At 63.7% G+C, this 15,738-nt stretch carries 14 protein-coding genes and 2 tRNA genes; 6 read left to right on the forward strand and 10 right to left on the reverse strand.

Annotation, left to right across the window (positions count from 1 at the left end):
* Positions 1-154: 154 nt before the first annotated feature.
* Positions 155-2,563 carry an endopeptidase La gene (gene lon / locus ACOXXX_RS12940; RefSeq protein ID WP_422827009.1) on the forward strand — a complete coding sequence of 803 codons (2,409 nt, stop codon included), beginning with the start codon at positions 155-157 and terminating at the stop codon, positions 2,561-2,563.
* Between the two features lie 75 nt (positions 2,564-2,638).
* On the opposite strand, the gene ACOXXX_RS12945 is transcribed toward lon, so the two are convergent.
* Positions 2,639-3,094 carry a tail fiber domain-containing protein gene (locus ACOXXX_RS12945; protein WP_422827010.1) on the reverse strand — a complete coding sequence of 152 codons (456 nt, stop codon included), beginning with the start codon at positions 3,092-3,094 and terminating at the stop codon, positions 2,639-2,641.
* A 406-nt stretch (positions 3,095-3,500) separates the two neighbouring features.
* On the opposite strand from ACOXXX_RS12945, the gene ACOXXX_RS12950 reads away from it, so the two are divergent.
* Complete coding sequence (locus tag ACOXXX_RS12950) at positions 3,501-3,950, forward strand: HU family DNA-binding protein (protein WP_422827011.1); 450 nt, start codon at positions 3,501-3,503, stop codon at positions 3,948-3,950.
* An 18-nt stretch (positions 3,951-3,968) separates the two neighbouring features.
* Positions 3,969-4,043, forward strand: a tRNA-Val gene (locus ACOXXX_RS12955).
* Between the two features lie 50 nt (positions 4,044-4,093).
* On the opposite strand, the gene ACOXXX_RS12960 is transcribed toward ACOXXX_RS12955, so the two are convergent.
* A complete protein-coding gene (locus ACOXXX_RS12960) occupies positions 4,094-4,252 on the reverse strand; it encodes a hypothetical protein (RefSeq protein WP_422827012.1) in 159 nt (52 codons plus the stop codon).
* Positions 4,246-4,461 (reverse strand): hypothetical protein, encoded by a 216-nt coding sequence (locus ACOXXX_RS12965; protein WP_422827013.1) that lies wholly within the window; start codon positions 4,459-4,461, stop codon positions 4,246-4,248. The genes ACOXXX_RS12960 and ACOXXX_RS12965 overlap by 7 nt, the downstream gene beginning before the upstream one ends.
* A gap of 69 nt (positions 4,462-4,530) precedes the next feature.
* On the opposite strand from ACOXXX_RS12965, the gene soxR reads away from it, so the two are divergent.
* Both soxR and ACOXXX_RS12975 read left to right on the forward strand, forming a co-directional pair.
* On the forward strand, positions 4,531-5,019 hold the full coding sequence (soxR, locus tag ACOXXX_RS12970; RefSeq protein WP_422827015.1) for a redox-sensitive transcriptional activator SoxR: 489 nt from the start codon (positions 4,531-4,533) through the stop codon (positions 5,017-5,019).
* A gap of 35 nt (positions 5,020-5,054) precedes the next feature.
* Positions 5,055-5,130 (forward strand) — tRNA-Val (locus ACOXXX_RS12975).
* A 119-nt stretch (positions 5,131-5,249) separates the two neighbouring features.
* On the opposite strand, the gene ACOXXX_RS12980 is transcribed toward ACOXXX_RS12975, so the two are convergent.
* The 4 genes from ACOXXX_RS12980 to ACOXXX_RS12995 form a co-directional block, all read right to left on the reverse strand.
* Positions 5,250-8,375, reverse strand: a complete 3,126-nt coding sequence (locus ACOXXX_RS12980; RefSeq protein WP_422827016.1) for an efflux RND transporter permease subunit — start codon at positions 8,373-8,375, stop codon at positions 5,250-5,252.
* On the reverse strand, positions 8,372-9,532 hold the full coding sequence (locus tag ACOXXX_RS12985; RefSeq protein WP_422827017.1) for an efflux RND transporter periplasmic adaptor subunit: 1,161 nt from the start codon (positions 9,530-9,532) through the stop codon (positions 8,372-8,374). Before ACOXXX_RS12985 ends, ACOXXX_RS12980 begins: the two co-directional genes overlap by 4 nt.
* Positions 9,533-9,808: 276 nt before the next feature.
* Positions 9,809-10,738 carry an NADP-dependent oxidoreductase gene (locus ACOXXX_RS12990; RefSeq protein ID WP_422827018.1) on the reverse strand — a complete coding sequence of 310 codons (930 nt, stop codon included), beginning with the start codon at positions 10,736-10,738 and terminating at the stop codon, positions 9,809-9,811.
* Between the two features lie 261 nt (positions 10,739-10,999).
* Positions 11,000-11,773 carry a hypothetical protein gene (locus ACOXXX_RS12995; RefSeq protein ID WP_422827019.1) on the reverse strand — a complete coding sequence of 258 codons (774 nt, stop codon included), beginning with the start codon at positions 11,771-11,773 and terminating at the stop codon, positions 11,000-11,002.
* Positions 11,774-11,885: 112 nt separating this feature from the next.
* On the opposite strand from ACOXXX_RS12995, the gene ACOXXX_RS13000 reads away from it, so the two are divergent.
* A complete protein-coding gene (locus tag ACOXXX_RS13000) occupies positions 11,886-12,761 on the forward strand; it encodes a glycosyltransferase family 2 protein (protein ID WP_422827020.1) in 876 nt (291 codons plus the stop codon).
* 3 nt (positions 12,762-12,764) lie between these two features.
* Here the strand turns inward: ACOXXX_RS13000 and ACOXXX_RS13005 are convergent, their stop codons facing one another.
* The 3 genes from ACOXXX_RS13005 to ACOXXX_RS13015 form a co-directional block, all read right to left on the reverse strand.
* Positions 12,765-13,640 (reverse strand): alpha/beta fold hydrolase, encoded by an 876-nt coding sequence (locus tag ACOXXX_RS13005; RefSeq protein WP_422827021.1) that lies wholly within the window; start codon positions 13,638-13,640, stop codon positions 12,765-12,767.
* Positions 13,637-14,176: a hypothetical protein gene (locus tag ACOXXX_RS13010; RefSeq protein WP_422827022.1), complete on the reverse strand. Its 540-nt coding sequence runs from the start codon at positions 14,174-14,176 to the stop codon at positions 13,637-13,639. Before ACOXXX_RS13010 ends, ACOXXX_RS13005 begins: the two co-directional genes overlap by 4 nt.
* 130 nt (positions 14,177-14,306) lie before the next feature.
* Positions 14,307-15,683, reverse strand: a complete 1,377-nt coding sequence (locus ACOXXX_RS13015) for a M20/M25/M40 family metallo-hydrolase (RefSeq protein WP_422827023.1) — start codon at positions 15,681-15,683, stop codon at positions 14,307-14,309.
* Between the last annotated feature and the right edge of the window lie 55 nt (positions 15,684-15,738).

Consider the following 15,738-nt stretch of genomic DNA (forward strand, 5'->3'; position numbering starts at 1 on the left):
CCGCCGCCGGGCGCGGTCATGCTTCGCCCAGCAGGGTGGGCGCGTGCTTGAAATAGAGGCACCTGCGCCCCACCTTTAGCATCCAGACCGGGGATGGCCGGAGCTGCCGCACAGCGGGGCCGGTGCCATCCTGCCAAGAACCAAGGAAACGAGCATGAAAAAGCCCCTCAATACCTCTTACCCGGTGCTGCCGCTGCGCGATATCGTGGTTTTCCCGCACATGATCGTGCCGCTTTTCGTGGGGCGCGACAAATCCGTCCGCGCGCTGGAAGAGGTGATGGCCGATGACAAGCAGATCCTGCTGTCGAGCCAGATCGACCCGGCCGAGGACGATCCCGCAAGCGACGGCATCTACAAGGCCGGCGTGCTGGCCAACGTGCTGCAACTGCTGAAACTGCCCGATGGCACCGTCAAGGTGCTTGTCGAAGGGCAGGCGCGGGTGCGCATCACCGAATACCTTGAAAACGACGATTTCTTCGAGGCGCGCGCCGAGTACCTGACCGAAATGCCCGGCGACGAAGAGTCGATCAAGGCCCTCGTGCGCACCGTCGCCGAGGAATTCGAACGCTATTCGAAGATCAAGAAGAACATCCCCGACGAGGCACTTTCGGCCGTCAGCGACGCGACCGAACCGGCCAAGCTCGCCGACCTGGTGTCGGGCCATCTGGGCATCGAAGTGGACCAAAAGCAGGACCTGCTGGAAACGCTGTCGATTTCCGAGCGGCTCGAGAAGGTCTATGGCCTGATGCAGGGCGAAATGTCCGTGCTGCAGGTCGAGAAGAAGATCAAGACCCGCGTGAAAAGCCAGATGGAGCGGACCCAGCGCGAATATTACCTGAATGAGCAAATGAAGGCCATTCAGAAGGAGTTGGGTGATGGCGAGGACGGCCAGAACGAAGTGGCCGAGCTTGAGAAGAAGATCTCGGAAACGAAGTTGTCGAAAGAGGCCCGTGAAAAGGCCGATGCCGAGATCAAGAAGCTCAAGAACATGTCGCCGATGTCAGCCGAGGCCACGGTTGTGCGCAATTACCTCGACTGGATGCTGGGCATTCCTTGGGGCGTGAAAAGCCGCGTGAAAAAGGACCTGGGCCGGGCGCAGAAAATCCTCGACGATGACCACTACAGCCTTGAAAAGGTGAAAGAACGGATCGTCGAGTATCTGGCTGTCCAGCAGCGTTCGAAAAAGCTCAAAGGCCCGATCATGTGCCTTGTCGGGCCTCCGGGCGTCGGCAAGACCAGCCTGGGCAAATCGGTCGCCAAGGCCACGGGGCGCGAATTCATTCGCATCTCGTTGGGTGGCGTGCGCGACGAGTCGGAAATCCGCGGCCACCGCCGGACCTACATCGGCTCCATGCCCGGCAAGATCATCCAGGCACTGAAAAAGGCCAAGACGACGAACCCGCTGATCCTGCTCGATGAGATCGACAAGATGGGCCAGGATTTCCGGGGCGACCCGGCGTCGGCCATGCTCGAGGTGCTGGACCCCGAACAGAACGGCACCTTCGTCGATCACTACCTCGAGGTGGAATACGATCTGTCGAACGTGATGTTTCTGACCACGGCGAACTCCTACAACATGCCGGGGCCGCTTCTGGACCGGATGGAGATCATTCCGTTGTCGGGCTACACCGAGGATGAGAAGGCCGAGATCGCCAAGCGCCACCTGATCGAGAAAGTGGTCAAGAACCACGGCCTCAAGAAGGGCGAATTCGAGGTGACCGACGAGGGTCTGACGGATGTGATCCGCTACTACACCCGCGAGGCGGGCGTTCGAAACCTGGAACGCGAGCTGGCGAAGCTGGCCCGCAAGGCGGTGACCAAGATCGTGCGCGGGGCCGAAAAGAAGGTGGTGATCACGCCCGACGTGCTGCCCGACTATCTGGGCGTGCGCAAGTATCGCTATGGTCTGGCCGAGGACGAGCATCAGATCGGTGTTGTCACCGGACTGGCCTATACCAGCGTCGGCGGCGATCTGTTGCACATCGAGGCGCTGCGCCTGCCGGGCAAGGGCCGGATGAAGACCACCGGGACCCTGGGCGATGTGATGAAGGAAAGCATCGACGCGGCTTCCAGCTACGTGCGCTCGATCTCGCCGCAGATCGGGGTGAAACCGCCCCGGTTCGAAAAGTGGGACATCCACGTGCACGTGCCTGACGGTGCCACCCCAAAGGATGGCCCGTCGGCGGGTCTGGCGATGGTGACCTCCATCGTGTCGGTGCTGACCGGCATCCCGGTGCGCAAGGACATCGCCATGACCGGCGAGGTGTCGTTGCGCGGCAACGCGATGCCTATTGGCGGGCTCAAGGAAAAGCTGCTGGCGGCGCTTCGCGGCGGGATCAAGACCGTTCTCATCCCGAAAGAGAACGAAAAGGATCTGGCCGAGATTCCGGACAACGTGAAGGAAGGGCTGGAACTGATCCCGGTCGAGCACGTGTCCGAAGTGCTCAAGATCGCGCTGATCCGCGAACCCGAAGGGGTGGATTGGGATGAAGAGGCCGAAGAGGCCGCAGCCCAGGCCCGGCGCGACGCGGCGGACACCATCGGCTCTGCCATCGCGCACTGAGCCTTACGCCTGACAAGACAAACGCCGCCGAAAGCGATTTCGGCGGCGTTTTGCGTTTCAAGTGCTGCGTCGCGCTTAGCGGATTTGCCGCAGCGGCACGTCGATCTGCGAATAGTTCACCATCAGGTATCCCGCTTCGCCCCTCGTCACCGCGCCCGGCACGTGCCGCTGCACGTCCTGCGCGATGGCCCCGCGGAACACCTGCGGATGCCCCTTGTAGCGGTATTCGTAGATGCCGATGCCGGAGGGCGACACGCCCACCTTGCGAATGTCGGTCTTGAGGTTCTGGTCGCTGATGAGCGCATCTGACAACCCGTCCGATCCGCCCGCGGACGCCGCCGCCGCGACCACCGCAAGGAACAACAGAAGGATCACGACCGACCCGCTAGAGGAGCTTTGCGCATTCCGCGACGAGGTGATCATGTCGGCCCTCAGAACCGGTGCCTTGAGACGCGTGTTCTGGGCGACATCGGCGGCAGAGGCGGTGGCCAGGGTCAGCCCCAGGGCCGTGCTGAACAGAAATTTTTTCATGCGGTTTCTCCTGAAATTTTCAATGCAAAGCATTTCAGAAAAGACGTCAGCCAGCGGTCGGACGGCCGACATAACTCTGTAAATACGGTGCAAAAAGACTAACGCCAGAGCAGTCCGTCAGGCAAGACATTTGCGCCCCGCATGAACTTCGCGCATTAGCGTCTTGTTTTTGTTTTATCTTTCCGGAGGAGGTCGGCCTCCTGCTGCGCCCCAAAAAGGGCGGTGGCACCGCCTATGCCGGGATTTTATCGGAGCGCGGATCACGCCCTGTCGCCAGCGCATCTGCCTCCGATCACCGCCAGGCCGGGTACAAAGCGACAACACTGGATTTCAACGGCTCTTCTGCTATAGTCGCGCCAGGGCTGAGCAGCTCAGAAAAAGAACAACGACGAGAAAGTGACAGGCCATGACCACACCGTCCGCACGCAAGCCGCGCGCCACTTCGAAGGCGAGCACGCGAAAGACGACTGCCACACGCACCAGCAAGACCAGCACGACCGCGCCGCGCGATGATCACCCCGAAACGCCCCAGGCCGCTGAGACAAGCCCGGTGGTCGTGACCAGCGACGCGCCGCTGGTGACCGCGCCCGACCTGAAGAAACGCGACCTGATCAACGCCGTCGTTGCTCGCAGCGGCGTGAAAAAACGCGATGCCAAACCGGCGATTGAAGCGGCCCTGGCGATCCTTGGCTCCGCGCTGTCCGAAGGCCGTGACCTCAATCTGCCGCCGCTCGGCAAGGTCAAGGTGCAGCGTCAGAAGAAGATCGCGCAGGGCCAGGTGGTGACGATCCGGCTGCGTCAGAAGGACGAAGACATAACAGATGCGCCGGACCCTCTTGCACAGGCAGCCGAGTAGGGCTAAGACGCCGCGCACGGGTGATTAGCTCAGTGGTAGAGCGCTTCGTTCACATCGAAGATGTCAGGAGTTCGAATCTCTTATCACCCACCAGAATTCCTGAAAAGCGCGCCGATCACCGGCGCGCTTTTTGCTTTTCCCGGTCATCGGCAGGCGCTGCGCTGCCCTTGACGACAGAGCAGCCGGTCGACATCCGCGCGGTGCTGGAGGGAGGCGAGCTCGTCCGCGATCCGCCGGTCCAGCGCGCGCGGCTGCGGCGGCTGGGTGAAGAGCGCGCGAATGGCGCGACGCAGATTTACCATCTTTCCCTCCTGTCCCGCTCTGCCTGATTTTGCGACTGCGTTGCGGGTTCCGTCGGGCGCAGCCCGATATCACGGGCCAGATGCGGCGTGCGGCGCAGCGCCTCCAGCCGACGCATCTGACGACCGCGGTCCAGCCGACGCGCGATGCGCTGCCACAGGCCGGGTCGGCGGCGGCGCGGGAAAAGCGGGGTAAGGTCTTGGGCGGGCATGGTCATCTCCTTGCAGATTCGGTTTACTTTGCTAGGCTGCTTCCTCAAGCGAACTTGAGGTCAAGAAAAATGTCGCAACCTGGCAAACGCGCGGTGCCGAATGATCTGACCGTCGGGCAGATGGCCCGCCGGGCTGGTGTCGCGGTGTCGACCCTGCATTATTACGAGGCCGAAGGGCTGATCCAAAGCTGGCGCACCCCGGCCAATCACCGCCGGTATGACCGACGCGAGTTGCGCCGCGTGGCGGTCATCCGGGTGGCGCAATCGCTGGGCATCCCGCTGGCCCAGGTGCGCGAACTGCTCGATCGCCTGCCCAAGGGCGCCGCGGTGCGCAAACAGGACTGGGCCGACGTGTCTGCGCTGTGGCGCGACGAGATCGACCAGCGGCTGGCGCTGCTCAACCGGCTGCGCGACCAGCTGGATCACTGCATGGGCTGCGGTTGCCTGTCGCTTGAAAACTGTCCGCTCTACAATCAGGGCGATGCACTGGGCCGACAGGGCCCGGGTCCGCAACGCTGGCTGCCGGGGCAGCGCGACGCGCCCGAGAAAGAGGCTTGATCTCGCCCCCGACCGGCCCTAAACCGCGCCTTGGCGGGTGATTAGCTCAGTTGGTAGAGCGCTTCGTTTACACCGAAGATGTCGGGAGTTCGAGTCTCTCATCACCCACCATGCCAACGCATTGATATCGCATAAATCCCGGTTGATCCGCGACCTGCGCCGCCTTGACAGTTCGTCAGGCGGACCACGCAGTGACGAGCGCAATGTCCCATGCCGACCCCGCTACACCCCTATTCCGCTGGCACCGCGTCCCCCGTCACCGCCCGTTTTTCGCGCTTTTCGCCCAGCATCAGCATCGCCGGCGTGACCACCAGCGTCAGGATCGTCGCGACCACGAGCCCGCCTGCGATGGCCGAGGACAGTTCGGTCCACCATTGCGTCGAGGGCGCGCCATAGACAATCTCGCGGGTGAAGAAGTTGAGGTTCACCCCGATCACCATCGGCATCAAACCAAGCGCCGTCGTCACCGAGGTCAGCACCACGGGTCGCAGACGCTGCGCGCCGGTGCGCAAGGCCGCCTCCAGCGGCGATTGACCGGCGCGTTTCAGATCGTTGTAGGTGTCGATGAGGACGATGTTGTTGTTCACCACGATGCCCGCGAGGGCGATCACGCCGATGCCGCCCATCACCACGCCGAAGGGGCGGCCGGTGACGATCAGGCCCAGCAGCACGCCGGCCACGGAGAAGACGATGGCGCTCATCACGACGAAGGCCTGATAGAAGCTGTTGAACTGCAGCACGAGGATCACGACCATCAGCAGCAGCGCGGCAATGAACGCCCCGGCGAGGAAGGTCATCGCCTCCTGCTGGTCCTGCGCCTCGCCTGCGAAGGAATAGCTGACCCCCTCGGGCAGGTCCGCCGCGTCTAGGCGGGATTGCAGCGCGGTGATCTGGTCGTTGACCAGTACGCCGGGGGCCACGTTCGCCTCGATCGTCACGACCCGCCGTTCGTCGACCCGGCGCAGGGTGCCGACCCGTTCGGTCGGGGCGAAGGTCACGAAGTTCGAAATCGGCACGAGCCCGGCAGAGGTCGGCACCCGCAGGTTGCCAAGCTCCGACAGCGACCGCTCATCGCGCGGAAAGCGCACGCGGATATCGAGCTCGCCCTCGGTGTCCTCGGGTCGGTAGTCGGCCACCGTGATGCCTTGCGTCAGCAGCTGGATCGCCTGTCCCAGCAGGCTGACATCGGCGCCGTAGCGGGCGGCCTCTTCACGGTCCACGAGGATCGACACCTCGACTCCGGGCAGGGGCCGCGTGTCGGTCAAGTCGGTGAAACCGCCGATGTCCTGCATGAGCGCCAGAACATCCTCGACCGCGGCGGATTGCCTGTCGGGATTGCGGGCGGCGATCTGAAGCTGCACCGGCTTGCCGGAGGCCGGTCCGCCGCTGTCGGTCTGCACCTGCACGTCGATGCCTGCGATGTCCGACACATCCGCACGGATGCGTTCGCCGATCTGGGCGGCGGTTTGGCGGGTGTCCCAGTCGGTCAGGTCAAGCTGCAGGATGCCGATGGTTTCCTCGTCGCCCTGGCCCGCGCTCATGGTGGTGCGGGCATAGACGCTGTCGACGCCGTCATAGTCGAGCAGGCGGTTTTCGACCTCGCGCACCAGCGTGTCCCGTTCCCAGATCGAGAAATTGTCGCGGGCGCGCACCTGCACCTGCATGAATTCCGGCTCGACCGAGGGGAAAAAGCTCAGGCCGCGCCCGAATTCGCCGTAAAGCGCGAAAGCGCCCAGCAGAAGGGAGATCGCGAAAAGCAGCGTCGCGCCTGGCCGCAGTATCGCCCGTTCCAGCAGCCGGACATAGGCTCCGGTCGCGCCGCCCATTTGGCGCGGGTCCCCCAGTTCGGCGGCATGAAGCGCTGCCTTGGCGCTGGCGGTTTGCGGTTGCCGCTTGCCGATGACACCGCCCACGACCGGGATGAAGACCAGCGCCATGAAGAGCGAGGCAAAGAGCGTGAGCAGCACCGTGATCGGCAGGAATTTCATGAACTCGCCCACAAGGCCGGTCCAGAAGAGCAGGGGAAAGAACACTGACAGCGTCGTGGCGGTCGAGGCGATGATGGGCCAGGACATGCGCTTGGCGGCGAAGGCATAGGCCTCTTTCTTGCCGGCGCCTTCCTGCAAGCGGCGGTCGGCCAGTTCGACCGTGACGATCGCGCCGTCCACCAGCATCCCCACCACGAGGATGAGCGAGAAGAGCACGACGATGTTCATCGTGTACCCCATGGCCCAAAGCGCCGTCACCCCGGCCAGGAACGCGCCGGGAATGGCAAGCCCCACAAGGATGGCCGAGCGCAGACCAAGGGCAAAAACGACGACGATCATCACAAGGATGATCGCCGCGATCACGTTGGCCTCGAGATCCGAGAGCAGCGATTTGACCTCTTCGCTCTGGTCCTGAAGATACGTGACCTGCACGGTGTCGGGCCAGTCGATGCGCAATTCCTCGATCCGCGCCTGAACGTCGGCCACGGTTTCGATGATGTTGGCGCCCGAGCGTTTCTTGGCCTCGAGCGATATCGCGGGCTGGCCGTTGATCCGGGCAAAGCTGGTCGGGTCGTCAAAGGTGCGCCGCACGGTCGCGACATCGCCGAAGGTCACGACGGCATCGCCGCGCACCTTGATCGGCATGTTCATCACATCCTCGACGTCCTCGATCAGTCCCGGCACCTTGAGCACGATGCGCCCGCCGCCGGTCTCGATGGCCCCGGCCGCGATCAGCCGGTTGTTGCGCTGTAGCTGACCGATGACCTCGTCAAAGCTGAGGTTGTAGGTCTGAAACACCGTAGGGTCGATCAGAACCTCAAGGAATTCGGTGCGCTTGCCGCCGATATCGACCTCGAGCACGCCGGGAAGCCCCTCAAGCTCTTCCTGCACGTCGTCGGACAGCGCGTTCAGCGTCCGTTCGGGCACCGGGCCGGACAGCACCACGGTGATGATCGGGAAAAGTGCGGTGTTGATTTCGGTGATCGTCAGGTCGCGCGCGTCCTCGGGCAGATCGCTTTCGACCCGGTCGGCGGCTTCGCGCACCTTGTCGAGCGCCTCGTCGATGTCGCCCCCGGCAGTGAATTCAAGCTGGACGCTGGCAAAGCCTTCGGAGGCCTCGCTCGACATCTTCTCAAGCCCTTCGATGCCGCCGAATTCGCTTTCCATCGGTTCGAGCAACAGCCGTTCGGCATCGGTGGGGCTGATGCCGTCAAGGCCGGTCGACACGTAGATCAGCGGCAGCGGCACCTCGGGGTTGGCTTCCTTGGGGATCGCGACATAGGCGAAGGTGCCGACGCCCAGGATCATCGCCAGCGCCATGATCACCACGCGGCTGCGCGAAAAGACCGCGTCAATCAGCCCATTCATTCCGTGGCCTCCGGCACCGGGGTATTGTCCGCGGCGGACGCCAGTTCCGGGCGCGCCTCGACCGCTTCGCCGTCCCGCACGAAGCCTTGTCCGATCGTGATGATCTCGGCCTCGTCCGGCAGACCCGTGACCCAGATGCCGTCGACCTCGGCGCGGACGACCTCGATTTCGTGGAAGGTGGCGACGCCGTCCTCGACCGTCTTGACCCCGGTGATGCCATCGGGGCTGAGCGAGACCACAGAGGGGGAGATGAAATGCGCCTGCCGTTCACCCGTGGGGATGCGGATTTCGGCGGAAATGCCTGCCGGAATGGCGCCGTCGTCGTTCGGCACTTCGATCTCGGCCAGGAAGGTGCGGGTTTCGGCGGAAGCGGAGGTGCCGACAAAGGTCACGCGCCCCTCGCGTTCCTCGCCGGTGATGAAGGATACCGCGGCCATCTGGCCATTGCGGATGCGCCCGAGGGCCTGCTGCGGCACCTGCAGCGTGACGGTCAGCGGGCGGTTGTCGACGATCCGGCCGATGTCGCTTCCGGAAGACACGTACTCTCCGGCATCGAGGGTCAGCGTTTCGATCCGACCGTCGAAGGGGGCGGTGATGTTCGTGCTGTCGAGCGCCTCTTCGGCTGCCGTTACCGCGGCTTGTGCGGCGGCGAGCGTGGCCTGGGCCTGGGACACGCGGTCCTGCGTGCCCACACCCCGTTCGAGCAGTTCGGTCGCGTTGTCGAATTCGCGTTGCGCCCGGTCCTGTTCCTCTCGGGCGCGGTTCAGGTCGGCCTCCACCCGGTTGCTGGAGAGCCGCGCGATGATGTCGCCCTGAGACACGTCATCGCCTTTCTCGACCAGAACCTCTGCCACGTCGCCCGAGGCCTCAGTTCGGATCGCCGTGTCACGATCCGGCTGCGCCTGGCCTTCGGCCTGAAAGAACAGCGTGACGGGCCTTGCCTCAGAGGTACGGACGGCCACCGCGACGGGGGCTGGGTCTTCGGCCGCTGGCGTGGCGCTGGCGTCTTCTTCGCCGGGCAGGACAAAGCCGCTGCCCATCCAGGCGACGATGGCGACAAGAATGGCCGCCGCGATCCAGGTGGAGCGGGACGCGCCCTTGTCATTGTCGAAGGTCAGCGCCTGGCGGCTCTCCGTTTGGTCCTGGGGCTTGGTCATGTGGTCTCCGTCAGGCAAATTAGCGTGTGATGCTCCAGCACGGCCCCGACCCGGCGCGCTCCGAAGGCGGGCCGCTTGGTTCGACGCGGATGTTCCGGGGCGGGCTTGCGCATTCAGATAGCAGTATTCTTGATGCCACAATACGACAGGGCGTCAAATTGGTCACCCAAAGACGGGGCGGGCGGAGCATCCGACAGACAGACGATCTGGCAGCGCCCCGCAGGTGTCAGCGGGCGCGCGCCCTTACGTACCGCATTGGGAAGCGGGATCAGTCGCTTAGCCCTGGTCGATCGCCACGACGATCTTGCCCACGGCGTGCCCGTCCTTGAGCGTAACATAGGCGTCGGTCGTCTCCTGCATCGGATAGACGCGGTCGACCACGGGGCGAACGATCCCGTCCTCCATCAGCTTGGCCAGATCCGCCAGCATCGCGCCATCCGGCTGCATGAAGAACCATTCGAACCGGACGCCGTACTTGTCGGCAAGGCCATCGGTATCCTGCCCCTTGATCGACACCAGCGTCCCGCCTTTCCTGAGCACCTTGAAAGACCGGTTCAGCGTTTTCCCGCCCAGCATATCAAAGACGATGTCGTAATCCGACAACTCCTCGTCAAAGGCCTGGCTGTGATAGTCGATCACCACGTCCGCGCCGAGGTCGCGCACCAGATCGACGTTGCGCGGGCTGCAGGTGGTGGCGACATGAGCGCCGAAGTGTTTCGCGATCTGGATCGCCAGCGTGCCGACCCCGCCCGAGCCTGCGTGGATCAGAACCTTGTCGCCCGACTTCAGCCCGGCCTTGGTGATCAGCGCCTGCCACGCCGTCAGCCCCGCCAGCGGGACCGAAGCCGCGTCTTCGTGGCTGATGTTCGCGGGCTTCAGCGCCATTTCGTCGGCCTTCAGGCGCGCAACCTGCGCGATGGCCCCGGCGTCCTCCTGGTTGGCGCGGGCAAAGACGGCATCGCCGACCTTGAAACCGGTGACGTCCTCGCCGACCTCGGTGATCTCGCCCGAGACGTCAAAGCCCATGACATGCGGAAAGGCGAGCGGGATGTTGTCCTTCATCGCCCCGGACTGCAGGATGTAATCGATGGGGTTGATGCTGGCCGCATGCACGGCGATCAGGACGGAATCGTCCTTCAGCGCGGGCGGGTCGATGTCGGCGATGTCGATGGCGGTGTCGTAGTCACGAATGATCGCGGCTTTCATGCTCGTGTCTCCTTGATGCGTGAATGTTCGGCCGCGGTGTGCGACGGCCCATTCGACCGGGTTTGTGCATAGCTATGGCTGCAAAGCGTGAATACAAAGGGGGGCCGCGAAATAGGGCACCGTGGCATGGCCTTTCGTCAGGATTGATCGAGGCCGGTCAGGTGCTGCATGCGATTGCGGGTGACTGGAGATCAGTTCCGTGCGCTGCGACAGCCCCTTAAGACACGACGACAGGGGTTTGATAATAAAAGATTATCACTTCTAAGGCGTGGTGCCGTAGCTATATCCCAGCGCGGCTTCCATCGCCGTGTCGACCTGCGCGCGCAGCCAGGCCAGGTCGTCGGCGTTCAGGCTGTCGGGGGTCGCGGGGCGGGACGGGATCGCAGGTTTGAACTTGGAGCCAAGCCGCTTCATCACCGGGCGATAATCTGCGGCAGGGCTCTCGACGCCAACGCCAAGGCAGACGTCGGACAGAAACCGTTCCGGTGCTTGCTGAACCGCCTCAAGACGGCAGAGCACCACCGACGCGCCGCGCCGTAAGAAGGACAGCAACCCCAGCAGCTTGGCCTGCCGCAACGCAAAAAGATTGGCGAAGGGCGCGCCGGTCAGCGGGTGGCGGTCGTGCTGCAGCGGCTGGCCCAGACCGCCCAGGGCCGCGACCTGCGGGAAATACCGGGCGCGGTCGGCCACGGTGGCCCATTCGGCACGCAGGAAATCGGAGAACGCCAGCGCCTGCATGTCGGGCGGACAATGCCAGGGTTTGGCGTGCATCGACAGCGCCCAGGCCCGCGCGTCGCGCACCACGCAGATCAGCGCCACATCCTCGGGCACCGCCGTCATCTGCGCAAAGCCGTGTTTCCAGCCAAGATCCTCGATCGGTTGCAGCGGCGTGTTGCGGCCCAGAAGGCGCTTGACGAAGTTCGTCCCCGAAGAGCGTTCGCCAAACACCTGGAAGCGCTGCGGGGCGGCTCCACGATGCGTCACCTGCCATCCGCGCTGCGCGAAATCCTCTGTGATCCCGGTGTGTTGGATCATCCTGCCTGCCCGAAATTATGCTTTGTGCGCAACGATACGACAGGCTCGCGCAGATTGCGATTCTCTAATCGCGCGGCCTGCGCTAGGGTTGCGAAAAAGAACGAGGCCCCCGATGCAGACCACAGCCGCCGCGGTCACGATGGTGCGCGATGACGCGTTCTTTCTGCGCGCCTGGCTGCGCCATTACGGCGGCCTGCTGGGGCGCGAAAACTGCTATGTGATCAACCACGGCCGTGGGGCCGAAGTTGCGGAACTGGCGCAGGGCTGCAACGTCATCGGTCTGCCGGGCGATCCGCATCCGAATTTCGACATGAAGCGCTGGCGGCTTCTGAACGGTTTGGTCGGCGGTCTGCGCAGCTACTACAACCACGTGATCGTGGGGGATGTGGACGAGTTGGTCGTCGTCGATCCGGCGGCGGGGCAGGATCTGCTGCAGTTTCTGGCCGATCAGCCGCTGCGCCGGGTGCTGACGCCTCTGGGGCTCGAGGTGATCCACCGCTTCGATATCGAGGATGCGCCGATCACTGACCACATCCTTGGGCCGCGTCGGCACGTGCGGCTGGCGCCGCATTATTCCAAGCCCTGCATTCTGAGCCAGGGCACCAAGATCGCGCGCGGCGGGCACTTTACCCAGGCGTCCAAGCTGTTCACGCCCGATGCGCTCTACCTGCTGCATCTGAAGTTCTGCGATTTCGCCAATTACGCGCAGGTCATGGACCAGCGCAACGCCGTGACCGAGGCGGTAGGCGTGGGGGTCAGGGACGCCGCCATCGGGCGCCACTGGTTCGCCGAGGCGCGGGGCGAGGATCGCGCGGTGTTCGAGGCCTTCACGGCGCTGGAGATGAACGACGGCTTTGATCTGGGCTGGGTGCGCAAGCGCATGCACCGGACATGGAAGCCGCGCGGCGAAACTGGGTTCTGGCAATTCGACCGGCCGGACTATCCGGGTCAGTATCTTTTGCCCGAGCGGTTCAACGGGCTGATCTGACGGTCAGAGTGCGGTGAGGAAATCTCGCAGCGCCTCTGCGGTCGCCTTCGAGCTTTGATCGGGAAAGAAATGCCCGCCGGGGATCGCGGCGTGGCGCATATTGGCCAAGCGGTCGGCCCAGGTGGCGGGGACATCCATCGCCTTGGCCATCGCGCCATCCGCGCCGTAAAGCACCAGCGCCGGTGCTTCAACTTTTCGATGCAAATCCATGGCATCATGTCCGAAATCGACATCTATGGCGGCGCGGTAGTCGTTGCACATGGCGTGGATGCACGCCGGATCGCGCCAGCTTTGACGGTAGGCAACGAGCATGTCTGGCTCGAAATCCGACAGCGTCGCCTTGCCGAAACCCAACAGGCAGCGTTCGAAATAGGCATCCGGGTCGTGGCCGATCAGGGTTTCGGGGAAAGGCGCCGGTTGTGCCAGGAAAAACCAGTGATAGTAGGCCCTTGCAACCTCTTTCGAAAGTTGGGCCAGCAGCAGGTGCGTGGGCACGATGTCCATCAACGTCAGGCTGTCGATCGTGTCGGGCGCGTCCAGTGCAAGGCGGTGCGCGGTGCGCGCGCCGCGGTCATGCCCGGCGAGGTGAAACCGTTCAAACCCAAGCTGTTGCATCAGCGCCTTCATGTCCTGCGCCATGACGCGAAAGCTCATGTCCGGCATGGTTTGCGGTTTGCTGCTGTCGCCATAGCCGCGCAGGTCTGCGGTGACGACGGTGAAATCCCGCGCTAGCATCGGGGCGATGCGCATCCACATCGCGCGGGTTTGCGGAAAGCCGTGCAACATCAGCAGCGGCGGGCCGGATCCTGCGATGCCATAGCAGATCGACTGGCCGTTTACATTTGCAAAACTGTTTTCTGACAGGCCGTTATCGCTCATTTTCCGAGCGAGGATACCAACGTCACATTGTTCCAGTCAACGCCGGGGACAGAGCTTGTCACGGTCGAGTGTGCCGCCATGAGGATCGAGCGGGAGTTCGAATCCAGCATGCCAATCGCCGTATCAACGACGCTGGGCGGGGTGTAGATCAGCGCGAAGGCGGCCGTGGCACCGGTCAGCAAGCCCTTGCTGTTGCTGCGCTTGTTGCCGCTTCCCGTCAACACGCGGAAGAGGTGCAGGAGAAGCATCACGCCCGATACCGCCAGAACCGCGCCGAGACCGATGATGATCATGTCGTGGTAATCGGCCGGGAGCGTGCCCTGGCTCAGGCTGTCCCTGATCTGGTCCTTGCGGTTCGCGATGAGGATTACGACGTAGAACCAGCCAAAGCCCGCCAACATGGAAAGGCCGGGACGGCGTTGGGTGGCGTCCGTCTTGCTGCGCAGACCAGTGCCGTCGGCAAAGGCCGGGTCCAGCCGCTTGAGCCGGCTTTCGAAATCCCCACGGGTCTGTTTTCTGAAGGCGTATTTTCTCATACGCAAAGGGGTAGGCGGCAAATGTGGCGGAGATAAGGACAAAAAAGGCCCGCAGATAGGCCTTAACTCGTTCATTTTCAGTGAATTTGACCGAATTCCGGGGAAATCGCCGGTCTTTCGCGAGGTGACGTTAGGTCACCTTGAGAGCCTCCAGAATCCGTGCCCAACTGCGCGTGCCTTTGTGAAAGCTCTCCAGATCGTATTTCTCGTTGGGCGAGTGGATCTGGTCATCGTCCTTGCCAAAGCCGATAAGCATCGAATCCATGCCCAGGATATCCTGGAAGTGCCCCGCAATCGGGATCGACCCGCCAGAGCCGATATAGGCGGCGGGATCGGGCCATTCGTCTGTCATCGCATGCCGCGCGGCTTCGAAAGCGGGGTGGTCCGTCGGCATGGTCGAGGCCGACGAGGCGCCGTGATCGTGAAACTCCACGCTGCAATCTGGCGGCAGTTGCTCCTTTACATAGGCGCGGAAGTTTTCGCGTATCACGTGTGGGTCCTGCTGGCCGACGAGGCGAAAGCTGATTTTGGCGCGGGCCTTCGATGGCAGCACCGTCTTGAAGCCATCTCCGGTGTAGCCGCCCGAGATGCCGTTGACCTCGCAGGTGGGGCGCGACCAGATCATCTCGAGCGCGCTGCGCCCGTGTTCACCCGCGGGGGTGGTCAGCCCCACGTCGCCCAGGAACGCCGCCTCGTCAAAGCCCAGTCTGCGCCACTGTTCGGCCACTTCGGGCGAAAGCTCGGGCACGCCGTCGTAGAAGCCCGGCACGGTCACGCGCCCCTCGGCGTCGTGCAGACCGGCGATGATGCGCGATAATACGCGGATGGGGTTGATCGCGGGGCCGCCGTACATGCCGGAATGCAGATCCTTGGACGGGCCGGTGATCGTCAGCTCTTCGCCCAGCAGGCCGCGCAGCATCGTGGTGATCGCGGGCACCCGCGAATCGAACAGCCCGGTATCGCAGATCAGCGCGATGTCGGCGCGCAGTTCCTCGGCATTGTCCTTGAGGAAGGGCACCAGCGACGGCGAGCCGGATTCCTCTTCTCCTTCGAACAGGAAGGTGATCCGGCAGGGCAGGGTGCCGGTTTCTTCCTTGTAGGCCCGGCACGCCTCAAGAAAGGTCATGAGCTGGCCCTTGTCGTCGGAACTGCCGCGGCCGCGGATCACCCGGCCCTTGGGCGTATCCTCGACCTGCGGATCAAAGGGGTCGCGGTCCCACAATTCCAGCGGATCGACCGGCTGTACGTCGTAGTGCCCGTAGAAAAGCACATGCGGCCCCGGTCCGTCGATATGGCCCACGACCATGGGATGGCCGGGTGTCGCGCGCTTGCTGGCCTCGATCCCCATGCTTTGCAGGTCGGCCACCAGCCAGTCGGCGGCGCGGTCGCAATCGGCCTTGAAGGCCGGATCGGTCGAAATCGACGGGATGCGCAGAAGATCCTTCAGCCGGTCGGTGGCGGCATCGAGATCGGCATCGATTCGGGACAGAACGGCATCTAGGCTCATGGCTGGGCATCCTTTGGCGGGCGAGCGGTGGCGGGACGGTAGCACCCCCGGGCGC

The sequence above is a fragment of the Thalassococcus sp. BH17M4-6 genome (assembly GCF_049323015.1).
GTDB lineage: Bacteria > Pseudomonadota > Alphaproteobacteria > Rhodobacterales > Rhodobacteraceae > Puniceibacterium.

Coding starts and splice junctions, on each gene's coding strand:
- ACOXXX_RS12995 (WP_422827019.1), bottom strand. CDS start 11,773: ATGATCCAACACACCGGGATCACAGAGGATTTCGCGCAGCGCGGATGG.
- ACOXXX_RS13000 (WP_422827020.1), top strand. CDS start 11,886: ATGCAGACCACAGCCGCCGCGGTCACGATGGTGCGCGATGACGCGTTC.
- ACOXXX_RS12985 (WP_422827017.1), bottom strand. CDS start 9,532: ATGACCAAGCCCCAGGACCAAACGGAGAGCCGCCAGGCGCTGACCTTC.
- ACOXXX_RS13010 (WP_422827022.1), bottom strand. CDS start 14,176: ATGAGAAAATACGCCTTCAGAAAACAGACCCGTGGGGATTTCGAAAGC.
- ACOXXX_RS12990 (WP_422827018.1), bottom strand. CDS start 10,738: ATGAAAGCCGCGATCATTCGTGACTACGACACCGCCATCGACATCGCC.
- ACOXXX_RS12960 (WP_422827012.1), bottom strand. CDS start 4,252: ATGGTAAATCTGCGTCGCGCCATTCGCGCGCTCTTCACCCAGCCGCCG.
- ACOXXX_RS13005 (WP_422827021.1), bottom strand. CDS start 13,640: ATGAGCGATAACGGCCTGTCAGAAAACAGTTTTGCAAATGTAAACGGC.
- ACOXXX_RS12945 (WP_422827010.1), bottom strand. CDS start 3,094: ATGAAAAAATTTCTGTTCAGCACGGCCCTGGGGCTGACCCTGGCCACC.
- soxR (WP_422827015.1), top strand. CDS start 4,531: ATGTCGCAACCTGGCAAACGCGCGGTGCCGAATGATCTGACCGTCGGG.
- ACOXXX_RS12980 (WP_422827016.1), bottom strand. CDS start 8,375: ATGAATGGGCTGATTGACGCGGTCTTTTCGCGCAGCCGCGTGGTGATC.
- ACOXXX_RS12965 (WP_422827013.1), bottom strand. CDS start 4,461: ATGCCCGCCCAAGACCTTACCCCGCTTTTCCCGCGCCGCCGCCGACCC.
- lon (WP_422827009.1), top strand. CDS start 155: ATGAAAAAGCCCCTCAATACCTCTTACCCGGTGCTGCCGCTGCGCGAT.
- ACOXXX_RS13015 (WP_422827023.1), bottom strand. CDS start 15,683: ATGAGCCTAGATGCCGTTCTGTCCCGAATCGATGCCGATCTCGATGCC.
- ACOXXX_RS12950 (WP_422827011.1), top strand. CDS start 3,501: ATGACCACACCGTCCGCACGCAAGCCGCGCGCCACTTCGAAGGCGAGC.